Origin of the sequence: Marinitenerispora sediminis (assembly GCF_003336425.1) — a bacterium.
Lineage (GTDB): Bacteria > Actinomycetota > Actinomycetes > Streptosporangiales > Streptosporangiaceae > Marinitenerispora > Marinitenerispora sediminis.
The window spans coordinates 1-15,482 of the sequence record NZ_QEIO01000044.1 but is presented as its reverse complement, the minus strand read 5'-3'; the positions used below and the strand labels follow the sequence as shown (position 1 = coordinate 15,482).

Here is a 15,482-nt window from a genome sequence, read left to right as displayed (position 1 = left end):
GAGGAGATGTCGCAGCGTACCTACGGCGGATGGCGCCGCAAACGCAGCATCGGGCTCATGGGGTTGGGCTTCGCTTCGACGATGACCCTGCTCGGCAGCCTGGTCGTGTTGATGATCGTGGCGTTCATCGACCAGGCGCTGGCCACCTACCTGGTCCCGCCGCTGGTGGTGGCGTTCGCGCTCGCCCTGATCCCGGTGCAGGGCGGCTCGCTGCTGAGCTTCCTGCTGACCCGCACCAAGTGGTGGTGGGCGACCGTCCGCGGCCGCACCCGCTACCGTGCCGGCGTCCTCGTCGAGCACCCGCGCGCCTTCCAGCTGCCCGGCGTGCTCGCGCCGGTCACCCTGCTCTCGGCGGAGGACGGCCGCGGCGGCCGGTTCGGCATCGCCTGGAACCGGCGGCTCGGCCACATGACCGCCACCATCCTCGTCTCCTCCAACTCCGTCTGGCTGGCCGAGGACGGCGACGTCGACACCTGGGTGGCCAACTGGCACAACTGGCTCGCCGGCTTCGGCTACATGCCGTGGGTGCAGTGGATCACCGTGACCGTGGAGTCCAGCCCGGACCCCGGATCGACCCTGCGCGACCAGATCGAGGCCGAGATCGACCCGGGCTCCCCCGAGGCCGCACGCAAGATCATGGGCGACCTGGTGGCGCTCGCCCCGGCCGTGAGCGCCCAGGTGGAGACCCGGGTCGCCATCACCTTCGACCCGCGCAAGTTCCCGACCAGCCCGAAGAACCGGCTGGAGGCCGCGGTGGAGGTGGGCAACTTCCTCAACCAGGTGGAGAGCGGGCTGGGGAGCTGCGGCGTCAGCGTCATCGGCCGGGCGACGCCGGAGCAGCTCGTCACCATCGTGCGCAACGCCTACGACCCGGCGCACCGCGGCTCGGTCTCGCAGGCGCTCGCCTCGGGCGACATCACCACCAAGGACTGGTCCGACGCCACGCCGGTCGGCGCCGAGACCATGCACGACCACTACATCCACGACAGCGGCATGAGCGTCGCCTGGATCTGGCAGCAGGCGCCCCGCACGCACGTCACCAGCACCGTGCTGTCGCAGCTGCTCGCCCCCACCCGGTGGACGAAGCGGACCACCCTGCTGTTCCGCCCGTGGCCGGCCGCCTCCGCGGCCCGCGCCCTGGAGACGCAGAACTCCGCCGCCCAGTACAAGAGCGAGCTCGCCATGCGGGTGCGGCACCGGGTGAGCGCCCGCGACAGCCAGGACCTGGCCTACGCCCGGCAGGCGGCGCGCGAGGAGACCATGGGCGCCGGCCTGGTGCAGATGAGCCTGTACGCCTCGGTCACGGTGGACGACCCCGACGAACTGGACCGCGCGGTCTCCCACACCGAGTCGGCCGCCGAGACGTCGCGGATCCGGCTGCGCCGCGCCTGGGGCAGCCAGGACGTCGCGTTCGCGACCACCCTGCCGCTCGGCGTCTGCCCGCCGTACCTCATCCAGCGGAACATGAGTTAGGAACTCCGCCGTGGTCGTGACGAACAAGGACGCACCGTTCGCCGGGGGCCCCGACGCCTCCATCCCGCCGGGCCGTCCGGGCAAGATGTCCCGGCGGGAGCGCAAGGCGGCGAAGAAGGAGCTGCGCGCCGCAGCCAAGCGCGAGAAGCGGGAGAACCGGCGCGCCGCGAAGGGCCGCCGCCCGCCCTCCGGGCGCGGACGCACCGCCGAGCGCGACGCCCAGGACCTCGCCACCGGTGCCGACAAGGACGAGGTCGTCGCGCCGCTCATGGGCTGGCCGCACACCGGCGGCGGGATGTCGGCGAACATACCGAACGTCCCCGAGTACCAGGCCACCACGGCCCAGGCGTGCGGGCTCTTCCCGTTCGTCACCAGCAGCAAGCCGCCGTCGGTGGGCACCCCCATCGGCCGGGACCTGCTCTCGGGCGAGGTGGTCTGCCTGGACCCGCTGGCGTGGCTGCGCGCCGGCCTGATCACCAACCCGGGCTGCTTCGTGCTGGGCCAGCCCGGTACCGGCAAGTCCACGCTGGTCAAGCGCATGGTCACCGGCGCGGTGTCGTTCGGCACCCAGGCCATCATCCTGGGCGACACCAAGCCCGACTACACCAACCTCATCCAGTACCTGGGCGGCCAGGTGGTGCGGATCGGCCGCGGGCTGGACCGGATCAACCCGCTGGACGCCGGCCCGCTGGGCGTCTCCATGTCGCACCTGAGCGAGGACGAGCGGGAGAAGCTGCGCTGGGAGGTGCGGTCCCGCCGCATCTCGCTGCTCATGGCGCTGTGCACGCTGATCCGCGAGGACCGCATCACCAACGCCGAGGAGGTGGTGCTCGGTGCCGCGATCGACCTGCTCGACGAGCGGCTCGGGTCCACCCGGCAGCCCACCGTCATCGACGTGCTCCAGGTGATCGAGGAGGGGCCCGAGCGCATCCGCTCGCTGGCGCGCGCCGGCACCCGTGACCGCTACGACGAGCGGGTCGACGGGCTGGTGTTCACGCTGCGGCTGCTGTGCACCGGCTCGCTGGCCGGCGTGTTCGACGGCCCCACCACCAACCCGATCGACCTTGAGGCGCCCGGCGTCAGCGTGGACATCTCCCGGGTCGGCGCCGCCGGCGACAAGCTGCTCACCGCGGCGATGCTGTGCACCTGGAGCTACGGGTTCGGCATGGTCGACGCGGCGGCGGTGCTCGCGGACAACGGCCTCATCCGGCGGCGCTCCTACATCGGCGTCATGGACGAGCTGTGGCGGGCCCTGCGCGGTGCGCCCGGCCTCGTGGAGTACGCCGACTCGCTGACCCGGCTCAACCGGAGCAAGGGCATGGCCTCGGTGATGGTCACGCACTCGCTCAGCGACCTGGAGGCGCTGGCGACCGAGGAGGACCGCGCCAAGGCCCGCGGGTTCGTGGACCGCTCCGCCATCACCGTCCTGGCGGGGCTGCCGCCGCGCGAGCTCGCCAGCGTCAACCAGATCACCCCGCTCACCGGCCCCGAGCAGGGGCTGGTGTCGTCGTGGTCCTCGCCGGACTCCTGGCAGCCGGGCACGCTGCACCCCGGCCGCGGCAAGTACCTGATCAAGACCGGCGCCGAGCGGCTCGGCATCCCGGTGCAGATGACGCTCACCGGGGACGAGTTCGAGCTGTACGACACCGACCAGGCGATTCGGAGGGTGTGATCGACGGTGTCCTCGCAGAACAAGAACAACAGGTACCAGCCGCGCGGCGGTGCCATGGCGGCGGGCACGCCGCCGCTGCTGGTGCTCGCCGCCATCTGGGGGCTGGTCGGGCTGGTGTTCCTGGTGTGGGTGGCGGCGTGGCTCGCGTCGCTGCTCAGCGGGGGTGACGTCGGCGGCTTCGGCGCCGGGTGGGCGTTCGCGCTCTTCACCGGGGACACCGCCACCGCGTGGCCGGGCACGCCGACCTTCCTCGTGGTGCTGCTCTGCCTGGCCTTCGCCACCGGGCTTTTCTTCGCGGGACGCTACGCGTTCCGGTTCGTCCGGGGCCGCTTCGGCGACGAGGGCGACCCGGTGCGGGCGCTCAACGTCGGCAACAAGTGGGTGGCCGAGCTGGCCCGGCCGGAGGCGGCGGAGAAGGCGGTCCGGCTGCGCAAGCACACGCTGAAGGGCCGCACCGGCAAGAGCTTGAAGCAGGAGGAGGTCGGCCTGGTCCTCGGCGACATCAAGCTCCCGCGCGGCCGGACCGGGTCGCGGCTCTTCGCCTCCTGGGAGGACACCATCCTCGCCTACATGGCGCCGCGCGCGGGCAAGACCACCGGGCTGGCCATCCCCTACGTGCTGGACGCGCCGGGCCCGGCCCTGGCCACCAGCAACAAGGGCGACGTCTGGTCGGCCACCGCGCGGATCCGCGAGCTGCGCACCGGCGAGCGGGTGTGGCTGTTCGACCCGCAGCGCATCACCCACCAGCCGCAGGCGTTCTGGTGGAACCCGCTGGGCACCGTGCGCACCGTGGAGGAGGCGCACCGCCTCGCCGGCCACTTCGTCCTCACCATCGATGACGACGACTCCAAGAAGGACATGTGGGGGCCGGCGGCCAAGGCGCTGATCTCCCAGCTCATCCTCGCCGCGGCGCTGGAGGGCGAGTCGCTGGAGACGGTCGGCGAGTGGCTGCACGACGCCAAGCAGCCGCGTCCGGTGGACATCCTGTTCGAGCACGGGTTCATCGCCTACGCCGAGGCGCTGCGCGAGACCCAGAACATCGTGAGCGAGACCCGCGACGGCATCTACACCACCGCGCGCACCGCCGCCCGCTGCCTGGACGACCCCGAGATCATGGAGTGGGTCTGCCCGCCCAAGGACGGCCGCGAGCTGGACGAGTTCAACCCGCGGGAGTTCGTGAAGTCCAAGCAGACGCTGCACCTGCTGAGCAAGTCGCGCTCGGCCGCCGCGCCGCTGATCGCCGCGATGACCGACGCCATCTTCATCGCCGGTGAGGAGGGCTCGGAGGGCATGGGCGGCCGGCTCGACCCGCCGCTGGTCGCGGTGCTGGACGAGGCCGCCAACATCTGCAAGATCTCCGACCTGCCCGACCTGTACTCCCACCTCGGCTCGCGCGGCATCATCCCGGTCACCATCCTGCAGAGCTACCGGCAGGGCGTGCGGGTGTGGACGGAGAACGGCATGGAGGCCATGTGGTCGGCCGCGACGGTCAAGGTGTTCGGCGCAGGCCTGGACGACCACAAGATCGTGGACGCGCTGTCCAAGCTCATCGGGCAGCACGACGTGTCGACCACCTCGTTCAGCTACGGCGACGGCAAGGGCAACCACTCGGTGCAGCTGCGGCGCCAGGAGATCATGGAGGGCGCCGACATCCGGCGTATCGAGAAGGGCGAGGCGCTGATCTTCGCGACCGCGGCCCAGGCGACGCTCGTGAAGATGTGCCCCTGGTACAAGGGCAAGGACTCCGCGGCCGTGAGCGCGGCCATCAAGGAGGCCGAGCAGGCGATCACCGAGGGAGCGCAGCGCCGGTACGGAGCCGGAGCGGGGAGCACGGCCGTGGAGTCGTGATCCCGGAGTACCGTGCCACAGCAGTATTCGCCTCAAAGGTGAGGAGTGAGGAATGGCGGACGAGAGAGGACCTTCGGGGCCTTCGGCGGATCCGCGGCACCGGGGGAGCCTGGACGACCGTGGCGTGGACGGTGATGGCCGGGGGGCCTCGCAGGAGACGGCGGAGAAGGTCCGGCAGGCCGACATCGACCGGGCACGCGCGAGGGGAGTGGATCTCCACGGGCCCGGTTTCGCGAGATTCGGGCACGCCAACGGCCACGGTCTGGCCGACACCACGACCAACGTCGCCCACCAGAACGTCGCGGGCGCCTTCCGCTCCGTGCAGTGGGCGCGGCCGGCACTGCGTGCGCTCTGGGGCCTGACGAAGGGCGTCGGGCGACTCGGCAAATGGCTGCTCCGCTCGCTGCTCGGCGGACTGAGCCGGCTGCGCAACCGCCGGCAGCAGGGCTGGCAGCGCGACGACCAGATCACCCGGCCGGAGCTGTCGGAGAACGTGGCGGAGGACACGGCCGCCGCCGTCCGCGGCATCGACCCGGTGGAGCTCGCCGCCGCTCTCGGCGAGGCGCTGAAGGACCATCCGGAGATCCCGGAGGCGGTGCGGCGGCGGCTCTCGGACCCCGAAGAGGTCGCGCGCATCCTCCAGGGCATCGACGCGGGCACCGTCAACCAGGCCGTGCGCACGAACGCCGAGGAGCTGTACGCGGGCCTCAACGAGGTGTGGGGCGAGCGGCTGGGCGGCATCGCCCGGTTCCCCGAGTACCGGGACTTCGAGGCGACCTGGAAGGTCGCCCAGGACGAGCGGTGGCAGATCACCAACGCGTCCGCGGACGACCTGATGGCGGTTATGGCGAGTGCCGCCGCCTCGACGGACCCCGAGGCCCGCACGGCGCTCGGCCAGGCCGAGGCGGAGCTCCGTGAGCGCTCGCCGCTCATGTACGCGGCGTACGAGCGCGGGAAGCGGGCGGCGGAGGCCGGGGAGGCCGCGCCGAGCGCCGAGACGCGCGCGCAGGCCGTACTCGACGGCCTGGCGAAGGCGGCGCTGTACGACACCGAGGCGCGGATGCCGGTGGAGGAGTTCCACCGGGCGAAGGTCACGGACCCGAAGTGGCTGTCCACCACCGACCGGGAGCAGGTCAAGGACATGGTGGACGCCCTCCAGGCCAAGGCCGAGGCGGGGGACGCGGAGGCGCCGCACCTGCTGGACACGGCCGTGCGCCGCCTGTCCGCCGAGAATCCCGCCGTCGCGGGGCGGTACCTGGAGATCATGCACGGTACCGCGGAGTCGAGCCCCACCGGGACCTACCGCAAGCTCCGGGAGGAGACCGCGGGACACCCCTTCGAGCCCGGCGCCAAGCTCAAGGACGCCGCGGCGAAGGAGGAGGCGGCCGGCCGCTCGGAGCCGAAGATCGAGATCCACGTGCACGTCGGGGAGACCTCCCGCGGCGCGGACCGGGGCGGCGAGCGGAGCTGGCGGGACCGCGCCGGGGATGACATGCGACGGCACGGCGCCGTCAAGCGGTGACGTCGGCCCCGGGAGGGTGCCGGCGGCGCGGGGCGGGCGTGCGTCCCTCCCCGCGACCGTGCGGGGAGGGACGCAGGAGCATCGGCACAGCCTGTGCTGGGCCGGGTGAAGGAGTTGAGGGATGAGCGAGACCAGCACAGCCGTCCGGAACGTGCGGCGCGGCGAGGAGCAGGGCGACGGGCCCGGAGGCGGCGGCGGGACGGGCGGCTCCGGTAGCGGCGGCAGCGGTGACGACGGCCGCCGGGTGTTCGGCGACCGGGACCGGCGCGGCTCCGTGCTCCAGGGCGCGCTGGGGCCCGGCATCGCCTCCGCCTTCATGGCCGGAGGCAGCGGCAGGCAGTCGGACCCCTTCATGGACGCCATGGAGAAGGCGTTCTTCAGCGGCCTGGGCAAGTCCTCGTCCATGATGAAGACCGCGGGGCTGCTGTGGGCGACGCTCGGCTACCTGAGCCGCAACGGGCACCTGCGGCGGGGCGCTGACAACAACCGGACGATCCATCCGCAGCCGTCGCCGATCATCATCCAACAGGTGCTGGTGGTCATCCGCTCCGCCGACGCCCAGGAGGTCGCCGGGGCGCTCGGCGCGGAGGCGGAGAAGCGCTCCGACCTCTCTCCCGAAGCGAAGGCCGCTATCGCCGACCCCGAGAACGTCGGCCGCATCCTCGAAGGCGTGACCGCGCGCGACGTCGACCAGATGCTGCGCAACGTCGGCCGTCAGGAACGCCTCCTCGGCCGGCTTGAGGGGATGTGGCAGGCGAGTCGACAGAACATGCCAGGACTCCAGGGCGCTGAGGACTTCGGCGACGCGTGGCAGGCCGCGCAGGGCGGTACGTGGGACCCGGACACCGCTCCGCTGGACGAACTCAACGCGGTCTGGGCCAGTTCCATCGCTTCGATCGATCCACAGGCGGACGTGGTCCGCCGCAGGGTCGAGAGGTCGGTGCGCAACCGCCAACCCGCCATGTACGAGGCGTACCGGCGGCACCTGCTGATCGAGGCCACCGCGACCTCGAACCCGAACCTGGAGTCGGAGCGGCTGAACCGGCTGGCCGCCTTCGACGCCGCACTGCCCTACGCGGGGGAGAGCCAGCCCGTCGGCGACTACTGGCAGCGCCAGACGGCCAACCCCGACCTGCTGAGCAGCCTCGATCCGCACCACCTGCAGGACATGATCGACGCCATCCACCTGCACGCCGCGCGGGGGGCGAAGATCAGCGGGGAGGCGGGGGAGCGGCTCGACGAGTCCATGGGGCAGTTGCGCGGCCGCAACCCCGCCGTGGCCGACCGCTACTTCGAGCTCCGGGCCGAGGGCAAGTCCCCGGCGGAGGCGATGAACAAGCTTCGGGACGAGATCGACAACGACGCGCACCCGATGGACCCGAACGCCCAGTTGGGCGCGAAGGACATGACGGGGGAGTGGCGGGTCTCGGACGCCCGGTCCGAGGAGGCCCGCCGGGACGCGGCCGACCCCACGCGGGTCGAGACGACCGCCCAGCGCGAGGAGCGGGAGCAGCAGGTCCACCAGAGGGCGGCCGAGACCGAGGAGCGGCAGCGCAGGTCCGGCCTGGGACCGGAACTCGGCCCCGAGGAGGGGCGCCAGATGGACCAGGCGATGTACGGCCTGCGCGGCTCGGAGAACGCCCTGGAGAGGCAGACGGCCGAGCGGTACTTCGACCTGCGGACCAACGAGGGGTACACCCCGGCCCAGGCCGCGCACCAGGTGTCCGGCGAGCGGGAGCAGCTGGGCCGCGACGCGGTCAGGGTGGCCCCGGAGCGTCCCCGGGAGGCCGCCGAGGACCGCCGGGCTTCCGCGCCGGCGGCCGAGGACAGGCGGGCCGCCGCGCCGGCCGACGAGCCGAAGGTGACCGTCCAGACGGGCCGGGAGCGCGCCTCCGCGGCCGCGGAGGACATCAAGTCCGCGCGCACGTCCGGCAACGAGGTGCAGCTCTACTCGGCCCTCGACCACCCGCGCGGACTGCCGGAGACCCCCGAGGAGAAGCAGGCGGCCACCGCCAAGCTCGGCAAGTACCAGGCGGCGCGGCACCGGGAGCGGACCCAGACCGAGCACCGCGTCGCGGCCGCGTGACCCGGCACCGACGTTTCTCCCCCTGACGTGACCCTGACGAATCCGACCCTAGGAAGAGCGGCATGACCACCACACCCGAGGAGCAGATCGATCAGGCTCCGGCGCCGAACGCTGACCGGTCCACCTCCACCGTGACCGAGGCGATGAACCAGCAGACCGACGGCGACGACTCCCCCCAGCCGGTCTTCAAGAACGTCGAGGAGTTCGTCACCTACCGCTTCCTGCCGATGTACTGCCGCCCGGAGGGCGGCCAGTTCCGCTGGTGCCGGCAGTGGTGGAAGCACCCGGAGGCGGTGTCCCGGTTCCACGCTCTCTGGCACGCCTGGGAGGTGCTGCGCTGGGAGCCGGGCACGGGCATGGCCGTGTGGTACCGGGACCACCTCGACTACCAGATGACCATCCTGCTCGGTGACACCGGGCCGTTCCGCGAGTGCACCTCGCGCCGCCACCAGGACCCCAAGCCGCTGCCCGCTGACCCGGCGCCGGAGGGCTGGTTCGAGGACGAGTGGTAGACCGGCGGCCGTCCGTCACCTGCGGGTAAAGCAGAGGTTAGATTTCTGGAAAATTGGCAATAAAAGTGCATATTGCGACAAGGTAGTCGTGCCTAGGACCGGTGGGGTGCTGTGTGGGCGGCCTGATCGAGACTCTGGGCGCCCTCATGAGCATCCTCGGCTCGGAGGGGGCGCGGCTCTGGCTCGGCCTCGGCATGGCCGCCGGCGTCAACTACGTCGTCCACCGCTTCAAGACGCGGATCAACGCCGCCAAGGCCGGGGCCGCCGAGAGCCTGGCGGGGGTGGCCGGAGGCACGCCGAGCCGGCTGCTCGTCGATCTCGAACGCGCGCGTGCCGTCAACGACGTCCGGGTCGCGGAGACGCGGAGCAGGGTCGCCACGCGCGCCGCCCGGGCCGACAGGGCCGAGGCGCTCGCGGGGGGAGCGATCAACGCCCGCATGGCGATGGCCGAACTCGCGACGGGGGCCGAGGGCGTCGTCGAGGCGCTGGAGAGGGCCAGGACGCGGCACGTCGTCCTGCCGCGGGACCCCGGGTTCTTCCGGGGGAGCCCGCCCCGGGCCGGTTCCGCCGCGACCGCCACGGGGCAGGCGCCGCCGCGGTCGGCGCGTGGACCGAGGGGCGGGGCATGAGCCACGTCGCTCAGGCGGCCGTCGCCTCGGGCGGGCTGACCCTGGTGCTGGTCGCACACTGGATCCTCGCCCGCGCGCGCAGGCGCGGCGGCGCGGGCGGGCCGAGCCTGCCGCGGGCGGCGGCCCTGGTCGAGCAGCGCGAACGGCTGGACCAGCGCGCCGTACTCCTGGCCGGAGACCTGGGGCGCGTCCTGGCCAGGGCGGCGGCGGTCGGGGAAGCCGTCGCGGCGCACGGCTCGGGGAGGGGCGACCCCGCGCTGGTCCAGGTGCGCGACGCGGCCCGTTGGACCGCCCGGTCCGACGCGGCCCGCACGGGGGACGGAACGGGCGACGGGCACGTCGCCGAATCCTAGACAGCACGCCGCAAGGTCCCACGTGTCCATGCTCGGAGGAGCCCCCTGTGACCGGAATCCTCGTCGCCACCGCCGGTGTGCTGCTGTACCTGGCGCTGCGCAGCGCCCTGCGGGGCGAGTGGAGGGCGGAAGCCAGGATGCGCGACCTCGCACTCCTCCAGGCGGAGCAGACGGAGAAGCGGTACCGCGCCCAGATCCAGAGCCTGCTCGCGGCGCAGAGGGCGGCGGAGCTGTACATCGGCGAGGAGGCCCGGGTGCAGGACGACAGGAGCGTCACGAAGTTCGCGGTGGCGGCGCGTACGGTCGCCCTGCAGGTGAGCGCCGCGAGGGGCGACCGGGCCGCGGCGGACGCGAAGCTGGCCCGTGTGATGGGCGGCACCCATGGTGCGAAGCCGCTTCTGCTACGCGACCCGGGCGGGCGGCTCCGCCTCGCACCGGGGATCGAACTGGCCGGGCCGGACCGGGCCCTGGTCACGGCGTACCTGGACAAGTACAACGGCTCGGTCGGCGCCTTGGAGGAGTTCGCGGCGGAACTCGCCGGGATCGAGCCGGTCACCGCGGCGAACCGGGACCGGGAGTTCGAGGGGGCGGTGCCCCTGCGGCCGACGCCGGACCCCGCTCGCTACGACCGCGGCTACGCGCGGTCCAGGCGGGGTGCCGCCTGGCTTCCGCAGGCCCTGACCCGGAGACGGGCGGCACGACCGCCCTATCCGAGGGCCGAGACCGTGCGCAGGGGCGTCGAACGGGACGTGCGGGACCACCTCACGAGAGGACGGCTCTGAGGCGGATGGGAACCGTGGCGCTGCTCCGAGCTGACGGTCGGCGACCGTGATCGAATCGCTGCTGCTCACCGTGCTGGGTGTGTACGGCATCACGGTCGCCGCCTGGATCGTCCGGACGACCGTGGAGCACCGGAGGCAGCCCTCGGACGCGCTGCTCGGCCTCGATCTGGAGAACCGGGCTCTGACCGAGGAGCTCGACGCCGCCGAGGCCGGTCTCCGCGAACGGCTGGCCGCGGTGCGGGCGGCCGAGCGGCGGGTCTCCCGGGCGCGGGCCCGCCGGTCCGGCGCGGAGGCCGACTCCCGGGGCGCCGCGGCCCCGCCGGTCGAGGAGACGCGGGCGGAGGCGGACCGGCTGCGCGCCGAGTTCGAGCGCATCGCACGGCGGGAGGAGGCGCGGCGGGGCGAACTCCGCGAGCGGACGGATGCCGCGCTCGCGGCCCGGCGCCGCACGCTGGACGTCCTCGGCAGGGCGGAGCTCGTCACCTGCGGCCTCGCCGGCGGCCTGCTGCTCTGGCTGCTCGCCGCCCTGGTGGGCTGGACGGTGTCCTGAGCGACCCTGCCCCGGATTCACGTGGCACCCCCTCGGCCGCCACGTGTCCCGGCCTTGCCTCCCCGGTCACGGAGCCGGTCCGAGGAGGCCCCGGGCGGAGAGAGTCAGCCGGCCAGGATCAGCGAGATGCCCTGGACACCGGCACCGGCGACGAGCACGACGCCGACCACCAGCAGCACGATCTCCACGCCGAGCGCGATGCGGCGGCTCCGCTGCTTCGCGGCGAGCGCCTGCTCGCCCTCGCGTTCGATCCGCTCCTGCTCGGCGCGGGAGTCGGCGTCGAGCAGGAGGATCCGGTTCTGTACCCGCTCCGCCTCCGCACGGATACCGGCGACGTCGGGCGGCGGACCTCCGGGGGCGGTGAGTCGGCGCGCGTGCGCGTCCAGCAGCTCGTTGCCATGGCGCACCGCGGAGACGCGGACGTCCAACTGGGCGGACTCCACGGCGTTGCGCACGAAGAGGGCCGGGGCGTCGAGCATGAACTCGAAGATCCGCCGGACGGACCTCGCGGCCAGGACCGTTCCCGCCACCAGGACGGCGGCCAGCGCTAGTTCGGGCACGGGCATATCCTCACCATCCACTGCGTCCTCGGACGGTGCCGGAGTCGCGGCTCGGGCGGCTCCACCGTCACATCCGTCATCGGGTCCGGCCGGTCCCGCGCTGCCGCGTATCGGCTCCACGCCGGCGCTCGCCGCTCCCGTTCGCCTGCCGGCCCGCTCCGTTGCGGATCCGCCCCATCACGGCACCGATCCCGCGCGCCGAACTTGCGGTGCTGGCCGTGTTGGTGGCGCCTTCGCCGAGCTGCGGCGCCGAGGTGGACTCCGGCCCGGCGACCGCGGCGCGGTGCTCCTCACGTGCCTTCCTGACCTCCTCGATCCGCCGACCGGGGATCTCCTCCAGGCGCGCGTTCTTCGCCAGGCTCTGCAACATTTCCAGGTTCTTCAGGAGCTTGTCTCTCTGCTGGGGGGAGAGCTGCGACGTGTCGCCCGCCTCGTAGGACTTGGTGAGGACGCCCGACTCCACGTGGGCCTCGAACCTAGGGGTCATCTCCTTCGGCCGGTCCTGCGGCGCCATGGCGTGCCACTCGGCCAGCTCCTCCGGGAGCTTGACCTTGAGCTCGGCCGCGACACCGGCGGTGTCGCCCATGGCGTAGACCTCCTTGAGGATGCCCAGTTCGACGAGCTTCGCAAGCTTCTCGGTGATGAGCGGCTTCTTGAGGTTGATGTCGAGCAGGATGCGCGTGATCTTGTCGCTCGTCTCGCCCTGCTTGTGGAGTTCCGCCGTCTTGTCCCGGCGGATGTCGTCCCGCCGCTCCCGCGCCTCCTCGAGGTCCTGCAGCGCCGCCTCGTATTCGCCCCGGCTCCCCAGCGCCTTCTGCAGGTTCTCCTCGCGCGTGTTGCCCGCTGACACGAGCGCCTGTCTGAGCTGAACGCCCAGGCTGACCGCCAGTGTGGTCAGCACGACGGCGACAGCGCCGACGACGATGGTCACCACTGGTCCATCACCCCCATGTATGACGCGATTCGGCGCTACAGCCCTGTGGCGAGGAGCGCGATAAGAACGGCGACGAGGACCGCCTGACCGCCCGCGACCGCGACCGCGGCCGGGGTGAACCACGTGGCGCCGGAGGACCGCCCGTCCCGGGCCAGTCCGTCGGACAGCCGGCCGTCGAGCCGGGCCAACTCGGCTCGGAGGTCATCCGCGGTGCGCGCGGCCGTCCCCGGCGGCGTTTCTTCGCCCACCGCCGCGAGGTCCTTCAGCACCAGGGACTTCTCGACGGTGAGTCCCTCCAGTTCGGCGACGTCGGAGCGCCGGTGTCGCAGCCGTTCCGCCTCCGCTGCCTCGGCATCCCGTCCCGGGGCGCCTCTTCCGTAGACGCCCGAGCGGCGCATGAGCGACTCGTGGACCACCTGAGCCACGAGCGCGACCGCCGCGGTGATGACCAGTGCCGTGATCACGGTGTCCATCGCTGCCCGCCCTCCCTCGGATCGATGCCGTGCGCGCGGTTCACGGTGCCCCTTGACGGCGGCGGCCGCCTTTCCGCCGCTGCTGCTGCCGAGCAGCACGCTGGGCAGGGGTCAGCGAGGAGCTCTTGGAGGCCTCCTGGCCCGAGGAGCTCTTGGAGGCCTCCTGGCCCGAGGAGCTCTTGGAGGCCTCCTGGCCCTCTGTGGCCGCCTTCAGGATGTCGTCGAGGGCGGTATCGATCCGGTCGTAGGCGGTCGAACGCTCACCGAGCCGCGACGCGAGTGTGCCCAGCTCGCCCGTGTGCTTCTTCACACGTTCGAGGTCGCGTTCAGCGGGGCGTACGGCGGTCTTGAGTTTGTCGATCTGCCGCTGGATCTCGTTGATGTCGGCCTGCGGCACCAGGTCGACATCGGCGATAGGTTTCCCCGTACCCGGAAAGTACTTGGCCCGCTTGGGCGTTTCTCCGGTCAGCAGCGCGCGCTTGGACCGGTCGGTCTGAAAACTGACGTACGACTTCGCGCCGAAGATCGCCGTGAGCGAAGCACTGGAGATGAGGCCGAGACCCCAGACCCCCAGCTGCAGCCACTGTGGCAAGGCGCTGAGGAACGCACCCACCTCGACCTCCCCCGGATCGGCCTAACACGCTGCGCGAGTGTATACGGGGCGACACTATCGAAGTCAATATGTCGGGATTCCGGCGGGGGTTACGGATATGCGAATTGTGGGATTAAGTAGCGAACATAACGTAACGGCGCGGTGACCGGGCTGGTCACCGCGCCGTTATGCTCTCCGAACCGCTCAGGACTCCTTGATCTCGCAGACCACCGCGCCGTTACTCACCGTCTCGCCCGCCGTGACCGAAAGTCCGGTCACGGTCCCCGATTTGTGCGCGGTCAGCGGCTGCTCCATCTTCATGGCCTCGATGACCACGACCGTGTCGCCCTCGGATACCTCCGCGCCGTCCTCGGCCACCACCTTGACCACGGTGCCCTGCATCGGGGAGACGAGCGCGTCGCCGCTCACCGCCGCCGCCTGCTTGGCCCCGCCGCGCCGGGCGGTCTTCGGGCCAGCCGAGCGGGACGGGGTGGCGGCGGCTCCGAGTCCGGCCGGCAGCACGACCTCGATGCGTTTGCCGGCCACCTCGACCGTCACGCGCTCGCGCGCTTCCGGCTCGGCCTGCTCGGCGCCGCCCTCGTACGGCGGGATGTCGTTGCGGAACTCGTTCTCGATCCACCGCGTGTGGACCGTGAACTCCTCGCCGGCCGGCGGGGCGAACGCGGGGTCGGCGACCACGCGCTGGTGGAACGGGATGACGGTCGGCATGCCGCCCACCTCGGGTCGTCGTAGCCGAGTGGTTCGCCTTCGGCGATGCGGAACATCTCGCGTACCAGGTCGATTCCGGAGACCTCTTCGGTGACGGGGTGTTCGACTTGGAGGCGGGTGTTGACTTCGAGGAAGGAGATGGTGCCGTCGGCGCCGACGAGGAACTCGCAGGTGCCGGCGCCGGCGTAGCCGGCTTCGCGCAGGATCGCTTTGGAGGAGGTGTAGAGCAGTTCCATCTGCTCGGGCGTCAGGAACGGCGCGGGGGCTTCTTCGACGAGTTTCTGGTGGCGGCGTTGCAGTGAGCAGTCGCGGGTGGAGACGACGACGACGTTGCCGTGGGTGTCGGCGAGGCATTGGGTTTCGACGTGGCGGGGGCGGTCGAGGTAGCGCTCGACGAAGCATTCGCCGCGTCCGAAGGCGGTGACCGCCTCGCGCACCGCGGACTCGTACATGTCGGCGACCTCGTCGAGGGTGCGGGCGACTTTGAGGCCGCGGCCGCCGCCGCCGAAGGCGGCTTTGATCGCGATTGGGAGGCCGTGTTCCTGGGCGAAGGCTATGACTTCTTCGGCTCCGGAGACGGGGTCGGGGGTGCCGGCCACCAGCGGGGCGCCGACTTTCTGGGCGATGTGGCGGGCGCGTACTTTGTCGCCGAGGGCGCGGATGGCTTCGGGTGGGGGGCCGATCCAGGTGAGGCCGGCGTCGATGACGGCTTGGGCGAAGTCGGCGTTCTCGGCGAGGAAGCCGTATCCGGGGTGGACGGCATCCGC

The 15,482-nt window shown here is 72.1% G+C and carries 14 protein-coding genes and 1 pseudogene; 10 read left to right on the top strand and 5 right to left on the bottom strand.

The window, feature by feature from the left end:
* Nucleotides 1-6: 6 nt before the first annotated feature.
* From DEF28_RS10875 to DEF28_RS10825, 10 genes are all read left to right on the top strand, one after another.
* Nucleotides 7-1,473, top strand: coding sequence for an SCO6880 family protein (locus DEF28_RS10875; RefSeq protein ID WP_114399947.1), 1,467 nt, complete (start codon nucleotides 7-9; stop codon nucleotides 1,471-1,473).
* 10 nt (nucleotides 1,474-1,483) lie between these two features.
* Complete coding sequence (locus DEF28_RS10870) at nucleotides 1,484-3,145, top strand: hypothetical protein (RefSeq protein ID WP_233515228.1); 1,662 nt, start codon at nucleotides 1,484-1,486, stop codon at nucleotides 3,143-3,145.
* A gap of 6 nt (nucleotides 3,146-3,151) precedes the next feature.
* Nucleotides 3,152-4,993 carry a type IV secretory system conjugative DNA transfer family protein gene (locus DEF28_RS10865; RefSeq protein ID WP_233515227.1) on the top strand — a complete coding sequence of 614 codons (1,842 nt, stop codon included), beginning with the start codon at nucleotides 3,152-3,154 and terminating at the stop codon, nucleotides 4,991-4,993.
* 124 nt (nucleotides 4,994-5,117) lie between these two features.
* A complete protein-coding gene (locus tag DEF28_RS10860; protein WP_114399948.1) occupies nucleotides 5,118-6,515 on the top strand; it encodes a hypothetical protein in 1,398 nt (465 codons plus the stop codon).
* Between the two features lie 121 nt (nucleotides 6,516-6,636).
* Complete coding sequence (locus tag DEF28_RS10855; protein ID WP_114399949.1) at nucleotides 6,637-8,601, top strand: hypothetical protein; 1,965 nt, start codon at nucleotides 6,637-6,639, stop codon at nucleotides 8,599-8,601.
* Nucleotides 8,602-8,663: 62 nt separating this feature from the next.
* Complete coding sequence (locus DEF28_RS10850; protein ID WP_114399950.1) at nucleotides 8,664-9,113, top strand: DUF4913 domain-containing protein; 450 nt, start codon at nucleotides 8,664-8,666, stop codon at nucleotides 9,111-9,113.
* A 113-nt stretch (nucleotides 9,114-9,226) separates the two neighbouring features.
* Nucleotides 9,227-9,742 (top strand): hypothetical protein, encoded by a 516-nt coding sequence (locus DEF28_RS27500; protein WP_158562793.1) that lies wholly within the window; start codon nucleotides 9,227-9,229, stop codon nucleotides 9,740-9,742.
* Nucleotides 9,739-10,095: a hypothetical protein gene (locus DEF28_RS10835; RefSeq protein ID WP_114399953.1), complete on the top strand. Its 357-nt coding sequence runs from the start codon at nucleotides 9,739-9,741 to the stop codon at nucleotides 10,093-10,095. The genes DEF28_RS27500 and DEF28_RS10835 overlap by 4 nt, the downstream gene beginning before the upstream one ends.
* Nucleotides 10,096-10,142: 47 nt before the next feature.
* A complete protein-coding gene (locus DEF28_RS10830; RefSeq protein WP_114399954.1) occupies nucleotides 10,143-10,877 on the top strand; it encodes a hypothetical protein in 735 nt (244 codons plus the stop codon).
* A gap of 46 nt (nucleotides 10,878-10,923) precedes the next feature.
* Nucleotides 10,924-11,427, top strand: coding sequence for a hypothetical protein (locus DEF28_RS10825; protein ID WP_114446133.1), 504 nt, complete (start codon nucleotides 10,924-10,926; stop codon nucleotides 11,425-11,427).
* Between the two features lie 104 nt (nucleotides 11,428-11,531).
* On the opposite strand, the gene DEF28_RS10820 is transcribed toward DEF28_RS10825, so the two are convergent.
* From DEF28_RS10820 to DEF28_RS10800, 5 genes and pseudogenes are all read right to left on the bottom strand, one after another.
* Nucleotides 11,532-11,987 (bottom strand): hypothetical protein, encoded by a 456-nt coding sequence (locus DEF28_RS10820; RefSeq protein ID WP_147280227.1) that lies wholly within the window; start codon nucleotides 11,985-11,987, stop codon nucleotides 11,532-11,534.
* Between the two features lie 76 nt (nucleotides 11,988-12,063).
* Nucleotides 12,064-12,918 (bottom strand): hypothetical protein, encoded by an 855-nt coding sequence (locus DEF28_RS10815; RefSeq protein WP_114399956.1) that lies wholly within the window; start codon nucleotides 12,916-12,918, stop codon nucleotides 12,064-12,066.
* A 38-nt stretch (nucleotides 12,919-12,956) separates the two neighbouring features.
* Nucleotides 12,957-13,394 carry a hypothetical protein gene (locus DEF28_RS10810; RefSeq protein ID WP_114399957.1) on the bottom strand — a complete coding sequence of 146 codons (438 nt, stop codon included), beginning with the start codon at nucleotides 13,392-13,394 and terminating at the stop codon, nucleotides 12,957-12,959.
* A 40-nt stretch (nucleotides 13,395-13,434) separates the two neighbouring features.
* Nucleotides 13,435-14,007 (bottom strand): hypothetical protein, encoded by a 573-nt coding sequence (locus DEF28_RS10805; protein ID WP_114399958.1) that lies wholly within the window; start codon nucleotides 14,005-14,007, stop codon nucleotides 13,435-13,437.
* Nucleotides 14,008-14,190: 183 nt separating this feature from the next.
* A pseudogene (locus tag DEF28_RS10800) lies at nucleotides 14,191-15,482 on the bottom strand (ATP-binding protein); the annotation flags it as partial.

Coding starts and splice junctions, on each gene's coding strand:
- DEF28_RS10850 (WP_114399950.1), top strand. CDS start 8,664: ATGACCACCACACCCGAGGAGCAGATCGATCAGGCTCCGGCGCCGAAC.
- DEF28_RS10835 (WP_114399953.1), top strand. CDS start 9,739: ATGAGCCACGTCGCTCAGGCGGCCGTCGCCTCGGGCGGGCTGACCCTG.
- DEF28_RS10855 (WP_114399949.1), top strand. CDS start 6,637: ATGAGCGAGACCAGCACAGCCGTCCGGAACGTGCGGCGCGGCGAGGAG.
- DEF28_RS10810 (WP_114399957.1), bottom strand. CDS start 13,394: ATGGACACCGTGATCACGGCACTGGTCATCACCGCGGCGGTCGCGCTC.
- DEF28_RS10875 (WP_114399947.1), top strand. CDS start 7: ATGTCGCAGCGTACCTACGGCGGATGGCGCCGCAAACGCAGCATCGGG.